Source organism: Micromonospora sp. NBC_01655, from assembly GCF_026339755.1.
GTDB lineage: Bacteria > Actinomycetota > Actinomycetes > Mycobacteriales > Micromonosporaceae > Micromonospora.
Window position 1 is genome coordinate 225,016 of sequence record NZ_JAPEQF010000001.1, and the last position, 18,236, is coordinate 243,251.

The following is an 18,236-nucleotide window of genomic DNA, read 5'->3' on the forward strand; positions in this document are numbered from 1 at the left end:
GCACGCCATGGCCGCACCGGGTCGCTCCGCCGCACGGCGGACCGGACAGGTTCTCACCGGGTTCGGCGCGCTGGTCGTGCTGATCGCGGTGCTGGTCGGGGGGCCGGTGGCGCTGATCGCGTTCGCCGGCAACCCGCTGCCCGACCACGTACCCACGCTCGCCGAGATCGGCACCACGCTGACCAGCCGGGACGACGGTCAGCTCTTCCTGCGGGCGCTGGCCCTGGTCGGCTGGTTCGGCTGGGCCACCTTCGCCTTCTCGGTGCTCGTGGAGTTGGGCGCGCAGTCGCTGCGCCGGCCGGCGCCCCGGCTGCCCGGGATGGGCCGGCAGCAGCGGGCCGCGGCGGCGCTGGTCGGGTCGGTGGCCCTGATCATCGCGGCGAGCCCGGCCGCCGCCAGCGCGGCGACGGTGCTGGCCGGCCCGCACCCGACCGCGGCACAGCCGGCCGTCGTCGCGGCGGCCGAGGCGCGCGCGGTCACCACGACGCTCCCGGTCGGCGCGCGGCCGGCGTCGCCGGTCGTGGTCACCACGGCGGCCCAGCTCCCCGACCCGGCTCAGCCGACCGTGTACCGGGTGGCGAAGGGCGACTACCTGGGCGAGGTCGCCGAGCGCTACCTCGACGACTTCGACCGGTACCGGGACGTGGCGAAGCTGAACCGGCTGCACGACCCCGACCGGATCCGCCCGGGGCAGCTCATCAGGCTCCCCGAGGGCGCGGCCGACGCCGGGGCCCGTACGCACGCCACCGGCCGGCTGGTGGTCCGGCCCACGGCCCCCGCCCCCGGCGGCGCGGTCACTCCCCCGCCGGCAGCCGAGGCACCCGCGACCCCGCCAGCCGCCGGGACACCCACGTCCCCGCCGGGAGCCGAGGCACCCACGACCCCGGCGGCGACGCCGCCCGTGACGCCGCGGGCCACCCGGCCGGCACCCGCGCCGTCGGCCGCCCATCCGTCGGCCGGGTCGACCCGCGGCACCCAGCAGGTGGCCCAGCCGCCCACCGGGCCGCAGCCGGCGATGGCCGCCGGAGCCTCCCGGGCGGGCGATGAGGACCAGGTGAACCGGCCGCTCGCGGTCTCGGCGGTGCTCGCAGTGGCCAGCATCGTCGGGGCGCAGATCGGCGCGGTCCTCGGGTTGCGCCGCCGGCCGGCCGTCGCCCGGGCCGCCGCCGGCGCACGGTCCCTGGTCTCCGGCCGGCACCGCCGGGGCTGACCCCGACCACCCCGCCCACGCACCCGGCCCCCTCCCCTGCGCGCACTTTCACGGAATGTGTGGCCATGGCGCGCGCCGATGCCACACATTCCGTGAAAGTGCGGGGCGACGGGCCCGGCGGGGCGACGGGGGCGGCGCGGTGGCGGTGGCGGCGCGGTGGCGGGGGCGTGGGCGGGGCGGGAACGCTCAGGGCAGGCGGGTCTGTAGCACCCCGTCGACCACCCGGGTCGGCAGGATCTGCTGGTCGTTCCCGGACGGCCCGTGCACGACCTCGCCGCCGTTGAGCCGGAACGCGCTGCCGTGCCACGGGCAGACCACGCAGGCGTGCCCGTCGATCTCGGTGACCTCGCCCTCGCCGAGCGGGCCGCTCTGGTGCGGGCAGCGCTCCAGCATCACCGTGACCTCGTCGCCGTGCCGGTAGAGGATCACCGAGACGTCGTCCACCTCACGGGTGACCAGCTTCCGCTGCGGCAGCCCGGCCAGGTCCGCCAGCGGATGCCAGCCGTCGCTGATCCGGTGCAGCTCGGACACGCTCTGGTTGACCTGTGCCCCCTGCTTGTACGCCAGGTGCCCCCCGACGTACGCCCCCGCGCTCGCCGCCGTCAGCCCGAGGTACGCCAGCGCCCGCCCGGTCCCGTGCCGACCACGCAGCCGGGCCGCCAGCGAGCCCGCGTACAGGGCCAGGCCGACGGTGTTGGCGGCGGCGTGCACCAGGCCGATCCGGCGCTGGTCCCGGGCGAGGGCCGCCCAGTCGTTCAGCCCGGCGACCGCCGCCGGGAGGGCGCTGACCGTGCCCAGCCCGACCAGTGTGGTGGCCGCCCGGCGCTGGCCGGGCATGAGGTCCAGCACGGCAGCGCTGATCCAGGAGCCCACCGGCACCTGCACCAGCGCCGGATGCAGCGGATGCCCGAGGAACACGCCGTGCAGCAGGTCGCGTACCCGCTGCGGACGGATGGTGGCCTGAACGGCACGCTGCAACCGGTCCCCGACCCGGTCCAGCGCCGAATTCTGTTCGATTCTCGTCAAGAGTGCCCGCATTCCGTCCGACTTCCCGGCAGGAGCGGTCGCAAACCGGGCGGCGGTGACGAGCCCGTCGCCGTACGCGTCGACCGGTCGTCCGGGGACGCGGCCGGCACCGCCGTACCTCACCCGTCCGGGTGCCGGCGGAGGGTCCCGCGCGGCCGAACCTTCCGGCGGCGCGGGACCCCGCCGCTACTGCCAGGGGCCGCTGCGGCAGGTGAACCTACCGGTGTCGCTGTACTGGGTCACGCTGCCGTCGAAGTAGCTGTAGCTGACCCGCACCGGCAGGCCGATGTTGGAGGCCGGGCAGCCGGCGAAGAGGGTCGAGCCGGCGGTCGTGAAGGTGCCGACGCTGCCCGAGTACCAGGTGACGGTCCAGGTCGTCGTGCCGGTGCTGGTGGCGTCGCAGTAGAACTGCGACGCGCCGGACTCGCAGAAGGGCGCGGGGGCGCTGGCCAGGGCCGGGGTGGCGACGGCAGCGGTCAGGCCGAGGGTGGTGAGGACGGAGGCGAGCAGGACCCTGACGGTGGCACGCATGAAGATCCTCCCGTACGTAGCCGGCCGGTAACCGAGGGCTGTCGTCACGCTATCCCAGTAATCGAGGTTCATGAATCAACCGTTCGCCGGCCAGTTGTCGCCCAACGGTCCCGGCACGCCGCCTCGGCGAGGGGCCGCTTCCGCGCCGCCCGGTGGCGGCCCGGCCCGGATCCGTCGGGACCGGTGCGCGCCCGCCGTGCTCCGTCGGGACGGGCGGGACCGCTACGGTCGACATCGGGGTGGGCACACCACCACATGGGCTGCGGCCGAGGGGCGAGCCGCCGGACCGGGAGGGCCACCGATGGGGGTACGGGTCGAACGCGCCGGGGCCGTGACCACGGTGATCCTGGACCGACCGGCGGCCCGCAACGCCGTCGACGGGCCGACCGCCCGGGCCCTGGCCGACGCGTTCCGCGCCTTCGAGGCCGACCCGGAGGCGGCGGTGGCCGTGCTCTGGGGAGCGGGCGGGACGTTCTGCGCCGGGGCGGACCTGAAGGCGATCGGCACCCCCAGCGGCAACCGGGTCGAGCCGGACGGCGACGGCCCGATGGGCCCGACGCGGATGCGGCTGTCCAAGCCGGTGCTCGCGGCGATCTCCGGGTACGCCGTGGCCGGCGGGCTGGAACTGGCCCTCTGGTGCGACCTGCGGGTGGCCGAGGCCGACGCGGTGCTCGGGGTCTTCTGCCGACGCTGGGGGGTGCCGCTGGTCGACGGGGGGACTTTCCGGCTGCCGAGGCTGATCGGCGAGAGCCGGGCGATGGACCTGATCCTCACCGGCCGCCCGGTGCCGGCCGACGAGGCGTACGCGATGGGTCTGGTGAACCGGCTGGTCGCACCGGGTGAGGCCCGGGCGGAGGCCGAGCGGCTGGCCGCCGGGATCGCCCGCCACCCGCAGACCTGCCTGCGCAACGACCGGGCGGCGGTGCTGGCCGGCGCCAACCTGCCCGAGCCGGAGGCCCTCGCGGTCGAGCTGGCCCACGGCGCGGAGTCGCTGGCGGCCGACGGGGCGGCGGGCGCGGCCCGCTTCGCCGCAGGCGCCGGCCGGCACGGCGCGCCCGCGTCATCCTGACCGTCCGCACCGCACCGGCCCGACCCGCCGGGGAGGTGTCACGGCGGACGATCAGGGAGCGCGCGGCGCTACCTCAGGTTGCGCAGAGCGTCCTCGATGGCGCGGTGGAACGTCGGGTACGCGTAGATCATGTGCCGGAGCTGGCTCAGCGGTACCGCCGCGTGCACCGCCACCACCAGGCCCGACAGCACCTCACCGCCGGCCGGGCCGACCGAGGTCGCGCCGACCAGGACGCCCCGGTCGGCGTCGGCGACCAGCTTGATCAGGCCGTCGGCCCGGTGGATCCAGCCCCGGGTGGACGAGCCGAGCTGGCTCACGCCGACCTGCACGTTGAGGCCGCGCTCGCGGGCCTGCCGCTCGGTCAGCCCGACCGCGCCCACCTCGGGATCGGTGAAGGTGACCCGGGGCAGCGCCCGGTAGTCGGCGTGCGGCACCCCGCCGGCGGTCCCGGCCCCCGCCGTGCTCGCCGCGCCGCCGACCGCGCTGGCGGTGCCGCTGGCGTCCGCGCCGGAGCGCGCCCGCCGGACGTGGTCGAGCACGTCGGCGACCACGATGGCCGCCTGGTACATGGCGATGTGGGTGAACGCCCCCTCGCCGGTCAGGTCGCCGACCGCCCAGAGGCCCTCGGCGACGCGCATCCGGTCGTCGACGGCGAGGTACCGCTGGGACGGGTCCACCCCGACGCCGTCCAACCCCAGCTCGTCGAGGTGCGCCCGCCGGCCGGTCACCACCAGTAGCCGCTCGACGGTGAACTCGACGCCGCCGGCCGCGCCCAGGGTGAACGCCCGCCCGTCGTGGTCGACCCGCTCGGCCTGTATCCCGGTGCAGATCCGCACCCCGTCCGCGCGCAGCGCGGCGGTGGCCACCTCGGACGCCTCGGGCTCCTCGACGGCGAGCACCCGGTCCGCCGCCTCGACCACCGTCACCGCCACCCCGAACCGGGCGAAGACCTGGGCCAGCTCCAGCCCGATCGCGCCGCCGCCGAGCACGAGCAGCGACCCGGGCAGCTCCTCGACCGCGACGGCCTGGTGGTTCGTCCAGTACGGCGTGTCGGCGAGCCCGGCGATCGGCGGCACGGAGGGCCGGGTGCCGGTGCCGAGCACGATTCCGTGCCGGGCCTGGAAGACCTGGTCGCCCACGCGTACCCGGCCGGGGCCGTCGAGCCGGCCGCTGCCCCGCACGAACCGGCCGCCCCTGCCGGTGAACCGTTCCACCGCGACCCGGTCGTCCCAGGTGTCGGTGGCCTCGGCACGGATCCGCTTCGCCACCGGCGCCCAGTCCGGCTGGACCTGCGCCGCGCCGGCGAAGTCGTTCACCCGCCGGGCCTCGGCGACCGCGTTCGCCGCCCGGATCATCATCTTGCTCGGGATGCACCCCCAGTAGGGGCACTCCCCGCCGACCAGGCTCCGCTCGATGCCGACGACGCTGAGGCCCGCCTCGGCGAGCCGCCCGGCCACCTCCTCACCGCCGACGCCGAGCCCGACCACGACCACGTCCACCAGTTCCGGTTCCGCCATGCCGCCAGCATTCCGCACCGCGCGACCGGCCACCACCGCGCCGCCCCGCAGGCCAACGCGTTCCGGCGGCCACCGGCGCCAGACCCGGTCGCCGCTGGCCGGGCGCAGCGCGCCGGGCTCGACGACGGTGAGTCCGGGGCAGGTACGGGTCAGCTACGGGTCAGCTACGGGCTGGCACCAGGGCCGGCCCGGGGACCGCGACCGGGGTGCCGGCCGGGGTGAGCAGGGCCCAACCGGCGACGGCCATCCGCCGCCGCCGGGGCACCAGCGCCCGTCGGGTGAACACGTCGTAGTCCTGGGCGGCCACCTCGTCGAGGATGCCGCCGTAGAGCGCGTACGCGGTGCGCATGCAGGCCTGCGAGGCCGGCGAGAGCAGGGTGACGCCCGGGGCGGCGGCCTCGTAGTGGGCCTGGGCGCGGGTCACCTCGTACTCGATCAGCTCGCGGATCTTCGCGCTGGCGCGGCGGCGCGCGGCGGCGCCGGACAGGTCCTCGCGGGTGACGTCGAACTTGGCCAGATCCTCGTCCGGCAGGTACGTCCGGCCGCGCGCCAGGTCCTCGGCCACGTCGCGGATGAAGTTGGTGAGCTGGAAGGCGAGGCCGAGCTGGCGGGCCGGCTCCCGGGCGGCGGCGGGGTCGGAGCTGCCAAGGATCGGCAGCATCATGCTGCCGATGACGGCGGCCGAGCCCTCCATGTAGTCGAGCAGGTCGTCGTAGGTCGGGTACGCGGTGACCGTCAGGTCCATCGCCATGCTGCGCAGAAACGACGCGAAGTCGGCCCGGTCGAGGTCGAAGACGGCGATGGTGTGCAGCACGGCGGGCAGCAGCGGGTCGTCGACCGGCGCGCCGTGCAGTCCGGCCAGGAAACGGGCCGACCAGTCGTCGAGCCGGGCGGCCCGCCCGGCGGGCGGCAGGTCCTCGGTGCGGTCGACGATCTCGTCGGCGTACCGGGTGAAACCGTACAGGGCGTGCACGTGCCGACGTTTCCAAGCGGGGAGCAGGCGGGTGGCGAGATAGTAGGTGCGGCCATGACGTTTGTGCAGCTCGCGGCAGCGATCATAGGCAGCGGTGAGGTCGACTTTCACCGGCCCTCCTCGGATAACGACGCAGGAATCGACGCAACTCGTAACCCTAGGGTACGCTCGCCCGCATGGCCAACGACGCAGTTGCGGGTAAGGCGCTCCGCGTCGCGCCGGCACAGCCGGAGGCGACGGACGAACCGGTCCGCGGCGTACTGGCCGCGTTCCCGAACGACCTGGCCCAGGGGGTGGAGGTGGCCCGGCTGGTCGGGCTGGACAGCGCGCCGGTCGACGGGTACCGCGCGCACCGCGCTGACGGGCCTCGCCACCGCCGCCACCGAGCGGTGGGCATGATGAGCGACATTTCGAGGGAGGTGGTCACGTGCGGACCGTGACGGGACGTACCGACCGGGTGGTGGTCGTCGGCGCCGGGCTCGGCGGGCTGGCCTGCGCGCTGCACCTGGCCGGCGACGGCCGGCAGGTGACGGTGGTCGAGCGGGAGCCGGTGCCGGGCGGCCGGGCCGGCCGGCTCAGCGTCGACGGGTACGAGTTCGACACCGGCCCGACCGTGCTCACCATGCCCGACCTGATCGCCGAGGCGCTCGGCGCGGTCGGCGAGGAGTTGGGCGACTGGGTCGAGCTGATGCCGCTGGACCCCGCGTACCGGGCGTACTACCCGGACGGCTCGACGCTCGACGTGATCACCGACAGCACCCGGATGGCGGCCGAGATCGCCTCCGTCTGCGGGCCCCGGGAGGCCGACGGGTACCTGCGCTTCGTCGACTACGCCCGCGAGCTGTGGCGGCTGGAGCGGGCCGACTTCATCGAGCGCAACCTCGACGCCCCGACCGACCTGCTCACCGGCAACCTGCTGAAGCTGCTGGCCAACGGCGCGTTCCGCCGGCTCCAGACGAAGATCGGCCAGTTCTTCAAAGACCCGCGCACCCAGCGGATCTTCTCCTTCCAGGCGATGTACGCCGGGCTCGCCCCGCACGACGCGCTGGCCATCTACGCGGTCATCGCGTACCTCGACTCGGTGGCCGGGGTCTACTTCCCGCGCGGCGGCATCCACGCGGTCTCCCAGGGGATGGCCGGTGCGGCGGAGAAGCACGGCGTGCAGATCCGCTACGGCACCACGGTGACCCGGGTGGAGACCGCGAACGGCCGGGCCACCGGCGTGGTCACCGCGGACGGCGAGTTCATCCCGGCCGACGTGGTGGTGCTCAACCCTGACCTGCCGGTGGCCTACCGGGACCTGCTCCCCGCGGCCCGGCGGCGCCGGCTCACCTACTCGCCGTCCTGCGTGGTGCTGCACATCGGGTCCCGCCAGGGCTATGAGAAGATCGCCCACCACAACATCCACTTCGGACGATCCTGGAAGGGCACGTTCGACGAGGTGATCCGGCGAGGGGAGCTGATGACCGACCCGTCGCTGCTGGTCACCAACCCGAGCCGAACGGACCCGGCGGTCGCCCCCGCCGGCCGCCACACCTACTACGTGCTCGCCCCGGTGCCCAACCTCGACCGGGCCCCGTTCGACTGGCGCGGCGACCTGACCCGCCGCTACACCGACCAGCTCGTCGGGACCCTCCAGGAACGCGGGTACGTCGGCTTCGGCGACGGCGTCGAGGTGCTGCGCGCGGTCACCCCGGCCGAGTGGGCCGAGCAGGGCATGGCAGCCGGCACCCCGTTCGCGTCGGCACACAGTTTCTTCCAGACCGGCCCGTTCCGCCCGTCGAACCTGCACCGGACGCTCGACAACGTGGTGTTCGTCGGCTCCGGCACCCAACCGGGCGTCGGCGTGCCGATGGTCCTGATCTCCGGCAAGCTGGCCGCCGCCCGCGTCACGGGCGGTAACCGGTGAGCGGCCGGGAGGGCCACCTGGTCGAACTGGTCGACGACGGCGGCCGGGCGCACGGCGCGGCCTCGGTGGCCGCCGCCCACCAGCCGCCGGGCCGGCTGCACCGGGCCTTCTCGGTGCTGCTGGTCGCCCCGGACGGCCGGGTGCTGCTGCAACGCCGGGCCGCCGCCAAGACCCGGTTCCCGCTACGCTGGGCCAACTCGTGCTGCGGCCACCCGGCGCCGGGTGAGTCGCCGATCGAGGCCGCCAACCGGCGGCTGGGCGAGGAACTGGGTGCCGGGCCCGTCGACCTCACCGAGGTCGGGGTGTACGTCTACTACGCGGAGGACCCCACCACCGGGCGGGTCGAGTTCGAGTACGACCACGTGCTGCGCGCCGACGTGCCGGCCGACGTGCCCCTGCGTCCCGACCCGGACGAGGTGGCCGAGCTGCGCTGGGTCGACCCGGCGGCGCTGGAGGCCGACCTGGACGTCGACCCCCGCGCGTACGCGCCCTGGCTGGGCGGGGTGGTGAACCGCCTGCTGCGTCCCTCGGCGGGCACCCCCGGTCCCAGCGCGGCCCCGGCCGGCCTTCCGGCGGATGACGCGTCGGAGCGGTCGGGTGGCCGATGAGGCGCTGAGCGCGGGGGCCGTGGCACGCCGACTGGGCGTCGCGGTCACCACGCTGCGCACCTGGCACCAGCGCTACGGACTCGGCCCCAGCCAGCACGTGCCGGGCCACCACCGGCGGTACACGGCGGCCGACCTCGCCCGCCTGGAGATCATGCGCAGGCTGACTGCGGAGGGGATCACCCCGGCCGAGGCGGCCCGCTGGGCCCGGCAGACGCCGGCCCCGGGTCCGGCCGGCCAGGTGTCCACCGGCACCCTCGTCGAGGTCCGCCCCCTCGGGGTCCGCGACGGCGGCGGGCAGACCATCCCGGTCGGTCGGGCCGGCCCGGCGGCCCGCGGGCTGGCCCGGGCCGCCATGCGGCTGGACTCGGTGGCGATCGGCGAGACGATCGCCCGCGCCCTGGCCGCCGACGGCGTCGTCGCCACCTGGGACGGGCTGCTGCGGCCGGTGCTCGTCGGCATCGGAGAGCGGCACGCCGCCACGGGCGGGCTGGTCGAGGTGGAGCACGTGGTGTCCCGGTGCGTCTCCGAGGCGTTCGCCACGGTGACCCGGGCCGGCCCGGTCACCGGCCCGGCCCGGATCCTGCTCTCCTGCGCCGATGAGGAACAACACACCCTGCCGCTGGAGGCACTGGCCGCCGCGCTGGCCGAGGCCGGCGTGGCGTACCGGATGCTCGGTGCCCGGGTGCCGGCGGCGGCCCTGGTCGAGGCGGTCAACCGCACCGGCCCGGCCGCCGTGGTGGTCTGGTCACACCTCCAGGCCACCGCCGACCCGGCCCAGCTCACCGTGCTGCTGGCCAGCCCGCGCCGGCCGCTGCTGGTGCTGGCCGCCGGCCCGGGCTGGCGGGCGGACTCCCTGCCGGCCGGCGTGGTCCGCCCGGTCGACCTCGCCGAGGCGGTCGCGCTCGCCCTCGCGGTACGCGACTCGATGGGCCAGCCGGCGGGGCACTGACCGCCCTGCCGTTTTCGCGTCCCGTCCACTAGCGTCGAGTAGCCCACGTACCCGCCCCTCGGAGTGACGATGAGTGCACGCGCCGCCCTGGCGTTCGGCATCAGCCTGATCCTGTTCCTCGCCGGCTGCGGCGAGCGGACGACCGGCGGCTCCCCGGAGGCAGCCGCCCCCGCACCGACGGCCTCGACATCGCCGAAGCCGACAGCGAAACCGACACCGAAGCCGACCGCGTCACCCAAGCCGACCCGGACCGTCCCGCCGAGGCTGCGTCCGGCGCCCACCACGCTCCCGGCCGGGCTGCGCCGGACCTCCGGCGGGCGGGCGGTCGCGTTGACCTTCGACGACGGGCCCGACCCGATCTGGACGCCGAAGATCCTGGACCAGTTGCACCGGGCCGGGGCGAAGGCCACCTTCTGCGTGATCGGCACCCGGGCCCGGGCGTACCCCCAGCTGGTCGAGCGGATCGTCCGGGAGGGCCACCAGCTGTGCAACCACAGCTGGCGGCACGACCTGGAGCTCGGCCGGCGGCCGGTCGCCGATATCCGGGCCGACCTGGTACGCACCAACCGCGCCATCCAGGCGGCGGTGCCGGGCGCCAAGGTGCCGTTCTACCGCCAGCCGGGCGGGAAGTGGACCCCGGAGGTCGTGGCGGTGGGCCGACAGCTCGGCATGCGACCGCTGCACTGGAGCGTCGACCCGCAGGACTGGGCCAAGCCGTCCGCCTCGACGATCACGCGTCGGGTGACCGGCGCCGTCCGCCCCGGCGCGATCGTGCTGATGCACGACGGCGGCGGGAACCGGGCCGCCACGATCTCCGCGTGCGCCCACCTCATCGGCGACCTGAAGCGGCGTTACGGGCTGGTGCGACTCAGCTAGAACCGGCCCTGACCTGCGAGTTTTCGGGCGGGCGTGCCCTCGGCCATACCGATTTGTTTCGCGGGCCGCCCGTCACGTATGCTTTCCAAGCCTCCGGCGGGGCCGGATGGGAGCAAGTCCGCTTGAAGTTGCGAGTGTGCAATGATGGCGGGGCCGCCCTCATCGTCTAGCGGCCCAGGACGTCGCCCTTTCAAGGCGGTAGCACGGGTTCGAATCCCGTTGGGGGCACGACCGGCGCAAGCCGGAGCAACACCAGCCAGGTCCTGTGGAGCAGTTGGAGTGCTCGCCGCCCTGTCAAGGCGGAGGTCGCGGGTTCAAGTCCCGTCAGGACCGCAAGCGCTGACGCCGCGCGTACCATGCGCGGCGTTCTGCGTATCGGAGCAGGTCCCCGGCCGGCGGTGATCCCGCCGTTTGGGTACCATGAGCCGAGCGGCACGGCCAGGTAGCTCAGTTGGTACGAGCGTCCGACTGAAAATCGGAAGGTCGGCGGTTCGACCCCGCCCCTGGCCACATAGCCTTTCGCCGGGCTACAGGAAGCCCCTCATCTGCGGCAACGCGATGAGGGGCTTTCGCTATGTCTGGCTGCGTAGATCACGTGATGCCCGGAGTGGCCGCACCAGACGGCCGCAGTAGCGACAGCTCCACCTGGCCGGACATCAGCATCTCCCCCAGCCGCGTGACTGCCTGGCGCTTCATCTCCTCGCTCGGATCCACGTACCGCTGCGTGGTGGTGATCCGCGCGTGGCCCAGCAGTTCCTGAACCACCCGGATGTCCGTACCGCTGGCCACAAGCAGGGTGCCGGCCGTGTGTCGAGCGGCGTGCAGCCGAGCATCGGGCACCTCGGCCCGGACGAGCAGTTCCTCCCAGAGTGCGTGGTCCTGCCGGGCGTCGTACGGGCGCCCGGTCGGCTGGGTGAACACGAGCCCGTGCTCCTCCCACAGATCGCCGGCCGCCGTCCGCTCGACCTCCTGGCGCTCCTGCTGCCGGCGCAGCGCCGCGACCAGGACCGGGTCCAGACCGATCGGCCGGACACCTTTCTCCCCGCTCTTGAGCCCCGTGTACACAATGCCGCCGCCGCGACGCTGCGGACAGCCGCGGGCGTGGTCAGTGCAGCCGGTCGGGCACAGAGGCGGACAAGGACGGGTGTGCCGCGAGCAACCAGGCAGGGCGGTCCGCTTGGGGCAGTAGTGCGGCCGCCCCTTGCAGGTGCCCTCGTCGTCGCATCCGTGCGCCCACCGGGTTGGGCAGGGCTTCGTCCGGCACCGCTCGGCGGCGCAGGCCGCCGGGTCCTTGCAACCGTGCTTCCAGGTGCGCCGCTGCGCCTGGATCTCCACCTCCAGGTATGGGGTGGCCCCGTCCAGATGCACGACGCTCCAGTGCAAGCCGAGCGTCTCCCCTTGCCTGAGGCCCAGCATCAGGGCGATGAGCCAGCGCGCTTCCAGGCGGTCTGTGCCGATGGTCTGGATGACCTTGCGGACGTGTTCCAGCTCCAAGGGCTTGATCCGCTTGGCAGTGCCGTCGGGCGGGTCGATGAGGGTGCAGACGTTCCTGGAGGCCCGGCCGCGCCGGTGCGCGATTTTGAGTGCCCGCGAGAGGACCCGGTGGCACTGGAGCACGTAGGCCGGCGCCATGCCGGACTCCAGTAGGTCTGCGTACGCGGCCTCGACGTGTTCCGGCTGGAGGGTCTTGGTGCTGCCGGCGATTCGCCACTGGCCGAGCCGGGGGACCAGGTGCAGGTTCACGATCGGCTGATAGGCGCGGTAGGTCTTGTACTTCCGCTGCGGCTTGACGATGTGCTCCAGCCAGTGGGTCAGCCATTCGGCCAAGGTGGGAGCCTTGCCGATCTCGGGCACGTGGCCTTGGGCAAGCTGGCTCATGAGCTTGTCGTACTTCTCGGCGACGGCGCCGGCGGTCTTACCGGTGATCTTCCGGCGATCCAGGCCGCCGTCGGGCTTCGTGCCGACCGTGACGTCCATGCGCCACCGAGTGCCGTACGGGCGGATCTTCGGGCGGCGGTTGGGCTGGCGGGATGCCATGACTCCCCTTTCGAGGGCAGGCGGAGGCAGCCGCACCGCTGTACCAAGGGATACGGCTGAGAGGGTGTGGGGGTCTAGCTGGTCTGACTGCCGGGCCGAGATGGCCGCGCGGCGAGGGACCGGATGGTCTCGCGGATGAGGTACTTCTCGACGTCCGGGACGTTCGGGTCGGCGAGCTTCCGCAGCACGCGCTCCACATCGGGGTCCATCGGCGACGGCTCAGGCTGTTCCACGCGGTTGCGCTTGCCCGGCCACAGGATCAGAAACGGAATCGCCGGCGGAATGTCCAGAGCATCGCAGAAGTCTCGGACCTTCGCCGCTTCCGGATCCTCGACCCAGTTGCCCTTGAGCCAACGAAAGAGAGTCGTCCTGCCGACGCCGGACTCCTCGATCACCCGCCGCTGATTCCAGCCACGGGTGACCTTCGCGTCATGCAAGGCCCGCTCAACGAAGCGTGCGAACGCGACGCGCCGCACTTCAAGCGACGGGGGCATGAGCAGACGATATGTGCCGTTCGCGGGACGTCCGTCCCGTGGACGGCGCAAGTTCTCTTCGCGGAACCTCCCACCCCTGCCCGGGTGTGTCGTACCGCGCTTGCGTGTGCCAGCAGTGACAAGAAGTCGCATGGACCGAGAGTAGGGCCACTTCTTGGCCAGCAGAATTGGCCGAAAGGATGAGAGGTTCCCCGCACGGAGCATGTCTACGGTGGTTCCATGCACGGAACCCCTGGCACACCAGGCACCATGAACGGAACCGCTGGCACCCCGCCCCGACTCGGCCCGATCTTCGTATCGGTCCACGAGGGGGCGGAGGCTCTGGGCCTCAGCCGCCGCGAGGTGTATCGGCTGATGGACGCCGACGAGATCGAATCGGTCGAGCGGGGCCGGCGGCGACTCATCGTTGTTGAATCGCTCCACGCGTACGGCCAGCGGCTCCGCGACGAGGCGGCCGCGAAGCGACGCACCAGGACAGCGGCATGACCCACCCGACCGGACCTGCCGGCTCCGGGCCGGCCGGAGGCGCAGGAACGGGCCCAAAGCTCCACGCCGCCCTGGTCCTGGTCCGTGCAGTCGCACTGCTCGTAGTTGGAGTGCTGCTGATCGTGGCCGGGATCGCCCCGGCCGCTCCGGTGACGCAGGCCCCGCGGCCGATTCGGCCGGCGACGCCGGCGGAGGAGCGGGCGTGGGAGCGGCAGCAGCTGGTTGACGAGCTCAACCAGATCAGTAAGGCGGGGTCACGGCTCGGACAAGCCGTGACCCCTGAATTCCCATCCGATCCAACCCAGTCAGGAAGGACGGTCGAGATGACCAACCTACAACCCCAACCTGCCGTGGCGCAGCCGCCCGAGGCCCTCGCCACCCGTGTGCCGGGCGGTCTGCCGGAGCTGCCCGTATGCGGGGGCCCCGCGACGCTCCGGGTCGGGCTGGCCAGTCCGGCCGCCGGGCGGCCCGACGGTCGCCCCGAGGGCTCGGTGTACGTGTGCACCGGCGACTTGGACTACGTGCTGGCCACGGTGGCCGCCGCCGGGCTGACGTCGTGCGTGATGGCCGGTGACGGCGGCCGGCGGTGCGGCGACGGCGTCGACCTGCGGCACGCGGTGCAGATGGTGCTGTTGACGCCGCCGGACGCGGCGGCTGGCCCGCTGGTGTGGCCGGTGCCGGTGCCGCAGCCGGCCGGGCGGCGGATCGCCCGGGCGGGAATGCTGCAGTCGCTGTCCCGGCTGCTGTACTCCGTCGACGACCAGGTGGCCTTGCCCGCGCCGGTGACGGTCCGGTTCATGGATCACGACGACCAGGTCGTGCTGGTCCGCTGCGACACGATCGATGAGGCCGCGCAGTGGGCCGTCCGCTTCGACGTCGTCGAGGGTGCGGAGATCGCGGACACGATCACCGCGTCCGGCCACCAGGTGCGCGTCTATACGGCGTGGGCGCAGTGGCGTGGGTACGCGCTGGTGCTGGCGGCGGTGGTGCCGCCGGAGGGTGACCCGGTGCCGTTGGCAGTACGGCCGTCGCCGGTCGACGCGCCCGCCACGGTGGTGTCGTCGCCTGTGGCGGTGTCGTGATGGGTGCCGGGATCGTGCTGGGGATCCGCGCGGCGGGCCCGGAGGTGGGCGGGCTGCTGCTGGCGGTGGCGCTGGTCGTGGTGTCGGTGCGGATCCGGGGGCGCCTGGACGCCTGGCGGACCCGGCGGCGGCCCCCGGTAGTCCGAACGGTCCGGCGTCAGGTGTTCGCCAGCGGGTCGCCGTTGGTGCCGGTGACGGCGGCGGAGTCGTCCGTGCCTCCGCTGCGTCGCGTCAACGGTGACCCCGCCTTTCCGCGCCGGATGGATCCGGCGTTGGCCGGTCACGATCCGTTGGCGGCGCCGCGGCTGCCTCGGCTGCGGACGCGGCGGCCGGCGCCGCCCCCGCGCCGGCGGCTGTCTCCGGTGGTCGGGTTGGTGGTGGCCGCCGCAGCGATCGTCGCGCTCGTCGCCGCCGTGTTGGCGGTGCCGGGGCCGCCGGGGTTGACCGCGGTCACGGGGTTGGCGGTGCTGATCCTGGCGTGGGTCGGGGCGGTGGTCGTGGTCGCGTCCGTCGCGGAGCGCCGGGACCAGGTCGCCCGGTACCGCGGCCTGCACGCCGCCGGCGGGCCGCTGCTCGACCGGGGCCGGTGCACCGACTACCTGGTCATCCCGGAGGTGCTGCGATGAGCGACCAGCACGGGCGTACGCCGGCGGGCACGCTGGTGCGGTTGGTGATCCCCTGCGCGGAGATCGTCGCGCACGGCAACCTCCAGCTCCAGGTGCGGCTGCCGGGTCACCGGGACGTGATCCACCTGCCGCTGGTCGACGAGCACTACCAGCCGCTCGTGGAGGTCCACCCGCACGTGCCGAAGGTGCACGCCGGGCAGACCTGGCGGACCGCCCAGGACGGATTCCTGTTCTTCGCCGTGTCGTGGCGTGAGCAGTCCGACGACGTCGGCGTGGAGATGCTGATCGCCGCCGATGGCGGCCGGTACTACACGCCGGCCGAGGCGGTGGACGAGTACGGGCAGCTGGTCCTGGTGGCCGAGGCCGCGCCGTTCGACAACGACACCAGGCCCACGGTGACCCCGGCCGCGGTGCGTGCCGACGGGCACGCGGTCGGCTACCGAGACGGCCGGGTGGATGCCCTGAGCGACGCGGCCCGGGTGGTGCTGGCCAGCCGCTCGCCGGAGGAGGCCCGGGACCGGATCCAGCAGCTGGCCGACCGGGCTGCCCAGGACGACCCGCTGCCGGTGGTCGCCACCACGGCGGTGCTGCCCCTGGCCGCCGACGTCGCGGGTGCGGACTGCCGTGCCTGACATGCCACGGGTGTTGTGCCTGGACTGCGACCGGCCGCTGCGCAACGCGGCGTCCCGGGCGCGGCGGATCGGGTCGGAGTGCTGGCGTGAGCGCCGGCGCCAAGCCCGCGCCCAGGCCACCCCGGTCGCCCTGCCCGGCCTCGCCGGGCGGGGCGGCCCCGGCCAGGTCGGCCCGACCCTGCTCGACGACCTGAACGGCGAGTTGCAGCCGTGAGGAAGCCCCGCCTGTGCAAGGCGTTCGACCCCGATCCGGGCATCCCAGAGGACCACCGCCGCCGGCGCACCTGCCGGAACTGCCGTCGGGTGGGCGAGCCGGGCGACCCCGGACACCCGCCGGCCCGGCCCGCCCGGCGGCCGGTGTCGCCGGTGCTTCTGGCCGCGGGGCGGGCCCGCGACGCCGCGATCTTGGGCGAGACCGACCGAGAGGATTGATGGTGGCACCGTTCGATCAGGGGCAGCCCGCGGGCGGCTCGACGCCGGGGAAGGTCCGGACCGCGCCGTTCGTGTTCCGCCCGGCCCGGACCTCGGGCCGGTGGTGGCGCCGGCGGTGGTCGTGGACCGTCATCGCTGCCAGCGGGCAGATCCGTTGCGGCTACACGTGGACGCGGGCCGGTGCCTACCGCCGGTCGGCCCGGTGGTCCCGGCGGTGGTCGCGGTGAGCGGCGTCGTCGACCTGGTCGAGCAGTCCACCGAGCCGGTCGCGCGGGCCCGCGCCGAGCGCATCCGGGCGGGCATCCACAGCTACCTGGAGACTCTCGCCGAGATCGCCCTTGCGTGGGAGCGCCGGGACTGGGCGGCCCTGGGCTACGAGTCCTGGGCGGGGTACGTCGACGGCGAGTTCGGTGCGGAGCGGCTACGCCTGCCGGTCGAGCACCGCCAGCGGGCTGTGGTCGAGTTGCAGTTGGCCGGGATGAGTCAGCGTGCGATCGGCGCCGCGCTGGCCGTGGATGCCGCCACGGTGAACCGGGACCTGCGAGCGGCAGGTGTTGCAGATGCAACACCTCGGAAGGTCCGGGGCACGGACGGCAAGGCGTACGCCGCCACCCGGCCCGCGCCGGCGCCCGCCGCCGCGGTGGTCGGGCCGGCCCCCGGTGACCAGGTGTGGATGGCCACGGCCCGACAGGGCATCACCGGCCATGCCCCGCGGTCGAAGACGTCGACCCGGTGCAACCGGTCGACCCGGACCGGCCTGACCACGACCGCCGGCCTGGCCAGCGAGGCGTACGCGGCCACCTGGTGCGCGCAGTGCTGGCCGAGAACGGCCGTTGAGGGTGCGGGACCGGCGCCCTCGACGGATGGAGCGGACGTCGACACCGAGGCCGTTCGACCCGGTACGCCGGTGGTGCCCGACGTCGACAGCGCCGCTCCAGCCCCCGCCCTGCCGTCTTCCTCCGGCGGGGCGGGGGTAACCCCCGACCCGGATCCGCTCGCCGGCGTCGGCGAGCAGTACGAGACCGACCCGCGCCGGCGGATCGCCGCCGTGGCCGAGGTCGCGCCGGAGTTCGTCCGGCCGGCGCCGGCCCCCGCCCCGGCGCTCGCGGCGGGCTGCACCGCCGAGCAGCCGCCCGTCGACGGGCCGGCCCGGCTGACCGTCCAGCAGATCAGTCGGCTCCGCGCCGCGGTCGCGTACGTCCTGCACGCCGGTACCCGGACCGTGCCCCGCCAGTACGCGCACCCGTTCACCTCGTCCGCGCCGGTGCTCAGCCAGCCCGGCCGCACCGTCGAACTGGCCGACGTGCAGTGGTGGCCCGACGGTGAAGTGCACGTGCGGTTCCTCGCCGGCGGTGGCCGGTACTGCGTCACCTCCACCGAGTTCTACGCGGCCGGCATCGACCAGGCCCTTGACGTGTTGTGCGCCCTGGGCCTGCTCCCGGCGCACCTGTCGACCCTCTACGCCGCCGGCGTGCGGGCCGGGATCCGCGCCGGCGACGCGATCGACGGGCGGGCCGCACCGTGACGACCGGACGGTGGCTCGCGGCGAGCATCGCGCTGGGCCGGCCGGTGCCCGTCGACGAGCGGTACCCGCACATCTGCGGCGTCACCCTCACGGGCCTGATGACCGCCGCCACCGTGCGGTTGCGGCCGCGTCAGTGCGCGGCCTGCGCCGTGGCGGCCGCGGCACGAGGTGATCCCGCCGTGTGACTCGTGACGAGCTGATCGACGCCCTCGTGCTGGAGCGGTTCGGCCCACCACCGCTACCGCCCCCGGCGC

20 protein-coding genes and 3 tRNA genes are annotated in these 18,236 nt (G+C 74.4%); 17 read left to right on the plus strand and 6 right to left on the minus strand.

What is annotated here, in order from left to right:
• Positions 1 to 7: 7 nt before the first annotated feature.
• Complete coding sequence (locus OOK41_RS01150) at positions 8 to 1,210, plus strand: LysM peptidoglycan-binding domain-containing protein (protein WP_266262477.1); 1,203 nt, start codon at positions 8 to 10, stop codon at positions 1,208 to 1,210.
• Between the two features lie 186 nt (positions 1,211 to 1,396).
• On the opposite strand, the gene OOK41_RS01155 is transcribed toward OOK41_RS01150, so the two are convergent.
• Together OOK41_RS01155 and OOK41_RS01160 are read right to left on the minus strand one after the other, a co-directional pair.
• Positions 1,397 to 2,248: a Rieske 2Fe-2S domain-containing protein gene (locus tag OOK41_RS01155; protein WP_117668013.1), complete on the minus strand. Its 852-nt coding sequence runs from the start codon at positions 2,246 to 2,248 to the stop codon at positions 1,397 to 1,399.
• A gap of 174 nt (positions 2,249 to 2,422) precedes the next feature.
• Complete coding sequence (locus tag OOK41_RS01160; protein ID WP_117667925.1) at positions 2,423 to 2,767, minus strand: hypothetical protein; 345 nt, start codon at positions 2,765 to 2,767, stop codon at positions 2,423 to 2,425.
• Positions 2,768 to 3,068: 301 nt separating this feature from the next.
• Between OOK41_RS01160 and OOK41_RS01165 the strand changes: the two genes are divergently transcribed.
• The gene (locus OOK41_RS01165; protein ID WP_117667926.1) at positions 3,069 to 3,836 is read left to right on the plus strand and encodes a crotonase/enoyl-CoA hydratase family protein; all 768 of its coding nucleotides are present in this window, start codon (positions 3,069 to 3,071) and stop codon (positions 3,834 to 3,836) included.
• Positions 3,837 to 3,904: 68 nt separating this feature from the next.
• On the opposite strand, the gene OOK41_RS01170 is transcribed toward OOK41_RS01165, so the two are convergent.
• Both OOK41_RS01170 and OOK41_RS01175 read right to left on the minus strand, forming a co-directional pair.
• Positions 3,905 to 5,353, minus strand: coding sequence for an NAD(P)/FAD-dependent oxidoreductase (locus tag OOK41_RS01170; protein ID WP_266262478.1), 1,449 nt, complete (start codon positions 5,351 to 5,353; stop codon positions 3,905 to 3,907).
• Positions 5,354 to 5,513: 160 nt separating this feature from the next.
• Positions 5,514 to 6,437: a phytoene/squalene synthase family protein gene (locus tag OOK41_RS01175; RefSeq protein WP_266262479.1), complete on the minus strand. Its 924-nt coding sequence runs from the start codon at positions 6,435 to 6,437 to the stop codon at positions 5,514 to 5,516.
• A gap of 65 nt (positions 6,438 to 6,502) precedes the next feature.
• Between OOK41_RS01175 and OOK41_RS01180 the strand changes: the two genes are divergently transcribed.
• The 8 genes from OOK41_RS01180 (at position 6,503) to OOK41_RS01215 (ending at position 11,178) form a co-directional block, all read left to right on the plus strand.
• Complete coding sequence (locus OOK41_RS01180; protein WP_266262480.1) at positions 6,503 to 6,766, plus strand: hypothetical protein; 264 nt, start codon at positions 6,503 to 6,505, stop codon at positions 6,764 to 6,766.
• Positions 6,754 to 8,235 (plus strand): phytoene desaturase family protein, encoded by a 1,482-nt coding sequence (gene crtI / locus OOK41_RS01185; RefSeq protein WP_266262481.1) that lies wholly within the window; start codon positions 6,754 to 6,756, stop codon positions 8,233 to 8,235. The genes OOK41_RS01180 and crtI overlap by 13 nt, the downstream gene beginning before the upstream one ends.
• Positions 8,232 to 8,843, plus strand: a complete 612-nt coding sequence (gene idi / locus OOK41_RS01190) for an isopentenyl-diphosphate Delta-isomerase (RefSeq protein ID WP_266262482.1) — start codon at positions 8,232 to 8,234, stop codon at positions 8,841 to 8,843. Before crtI ends, idi begins: the two co-directional genes overlap by 4 nt.
• Positions 8,833 to 9,792 (plus strand): MerR family transcriptional regulator, encoded by a 960-nt coding sequence (locus tag OOK41_RS01195; protein WP_266262483.1) that lies wholly within the window; start codon positions 8,833 to 8,835, stop codon positions 9,790 to 9,792. Before idi ends, OOK41_RS01195 begins: the two co-directional genes overlap by 11 nt.
• A 69-nt stretch (positions 9,793 to 9,861) precedes the next feature.
• Entirely contained in the window at positions 9,862 to 10,668 is an 807-nt protein-coding gene (locus OOK41_RS01200; RefSeq protein WP_266262484.1) for a polysaccharide deacetylase family protein, read from the plus strand.
• A 155-nt stretch (positions 10,669 to 10,823) separates the two neighbouring features.
• Positions 10,824 to 10,896: transfer RNA gene (locus tag OOK41_RS01205), tRNA-Glu, on the plus strand.
• A gap of 31 nt (positions 10,897 to 10,927) precedes the next feature.
• A tRNA-Asp gene (locus OOK41_RS01210) sits at positions 10,928 to 11,001 on the plus strand.
• A gap of 103 nt (positions 11,002 to 11,104) precedes the next feature.
• Positions 11,105 to 11,178 (plus strand) — tRNA-Phe (locus OOK41_RS01215).
• Positions 11,179 to 11,259: 81 nt separating this feature from the next.
• Here OOK41_RS01215 and OOK41_RS01220 read toward each other — a convergent pair.
• Together OOK41_RS01220 and OOK41_RS01225 are read right to left on the minus strand one after the other, a co-directional pair.
• Positions 11,260 to 12,645: a tyrosine-type recombinase/integrase gene (locus OOK41_RS01220; RefSeq protein ID WP_266262485.1), complete on the minus strand. Its 1,386-nt coding sequence runs from the start codon at positions 12,643 to 12,645 to the stop codon at positions 11,260 to 11,262.
• A 134-nt stretch (positions 12,646 to 12,779) separates the two neighbouring features.
• Positions 12,780 to 13,199, minus strand: a complete 420-nt coding sequence (locus OOK41_RS01225) for a transcriptional regulator (RefSeq protein ID WP_266262486.1) — start codon at positions 13,197 to 13,199, stop codon at positions 12,780 to 12,782.
• A 249-nt stretch (positions 13,200 to 13,448) separates the two neighbouring features.
• On the opposite strand from OOK41_RS01225, the gene OOK41_RS31825 reads away from it, so the two are divergent.
• From OOK41_RS31825 to OOK41_RS01260, 7 genes are all read left to right on the plus strand, one after another.
• Complete coding sequence (locus OOK41_RS31825; RefSeq protein WP_323136148.1) at positions 13,449 to 13,685, plus strand: helix-turn-helix domain-containing protein; 237 nt, start codon at positions 13,449 to 13,451, stop codon at positions 13,683 to 13,685.
• 323 nt (positions 13,686 to 14,008) lie between these two features.
• On the plus strand, positions 14,009 to 14,767 hold the full coding sequence (locus OOK41_RS01235) for a hypothetical protein (RefSeq protein ID WP_266262489.1): 759 nt from the start codon (positions 14,009 to 14,011) through the stop codon (positions 14,765 to 14,767).
• Positions 14,767 to 15,393, plus strand: coding sequence for a hypothetical protein (locus OOK41_RS01240; protein ID WP_266262490.1), 627 nt, complete (start codon positions 14,767 to 14,769; stop codon positions 15,391 to 15,393). The genes OOK41_RS01235 and OOK41_RS01240 overlap by 1 nt, the downstream gene beginning before the upstream one ends.
• Positions 15,390 to 16,025, plus strand: coding sequence for a hypothetical protein (locus tag OOK41_RS01245; protein WP_266262491.1), 636 nt, complete (start codon positions 15,390 to 15,392; stop codon positions 16,023 to 16,025). The genes OOK41_RS01240 and OOK41_RS01245 overlap by 4 nt, the downstream gene beginning before the upstream one ends.
• A 1-nt stretch (position 16,026) precedes the next feature.
• The gene (locus tag OOK41_RS01250) at positions 16,027 to 16,239 is read left to right on the plus strand and encodes a DUF6011 domain-containing protein (RefSeq protein WP_266262492.1); all 213 of its coding nucleotides are present in this window, start codon (positions 16,027 to 16,029) and stop codon (positions 16,237 to 16,239) included.
• A 441-nt stretch (positions 16,240 to 16,680) separates the two neighbouring features.
• Positions 16,681 to 17,982, plus strand: coding sequence for a hypothetical protein (locus tag OOK41_RS01255; protein ID WP_266262493.1), 1,302 nt, complete (start codon positions 16,681 to 16,683; stop codon positions 17,980 to 17,982).
• Positions 17,979 to 18,167, plus strand: coding sequence for a hypothetical protein (locus OOK41_RS01260; RefSeq protein ID WP_266262494.1), 189 nt, complete (start codon positions 17,979 to 17,981; stop codon positions 18,165 to 18,167). The genes OOK41_RS01255 and OOK41_RS01260 overlap by 4 nt, the downstream gene beginning before the upstream one ends.
• Positions 18,168 to 18,236: the final 69 nt, after the last annotated feature.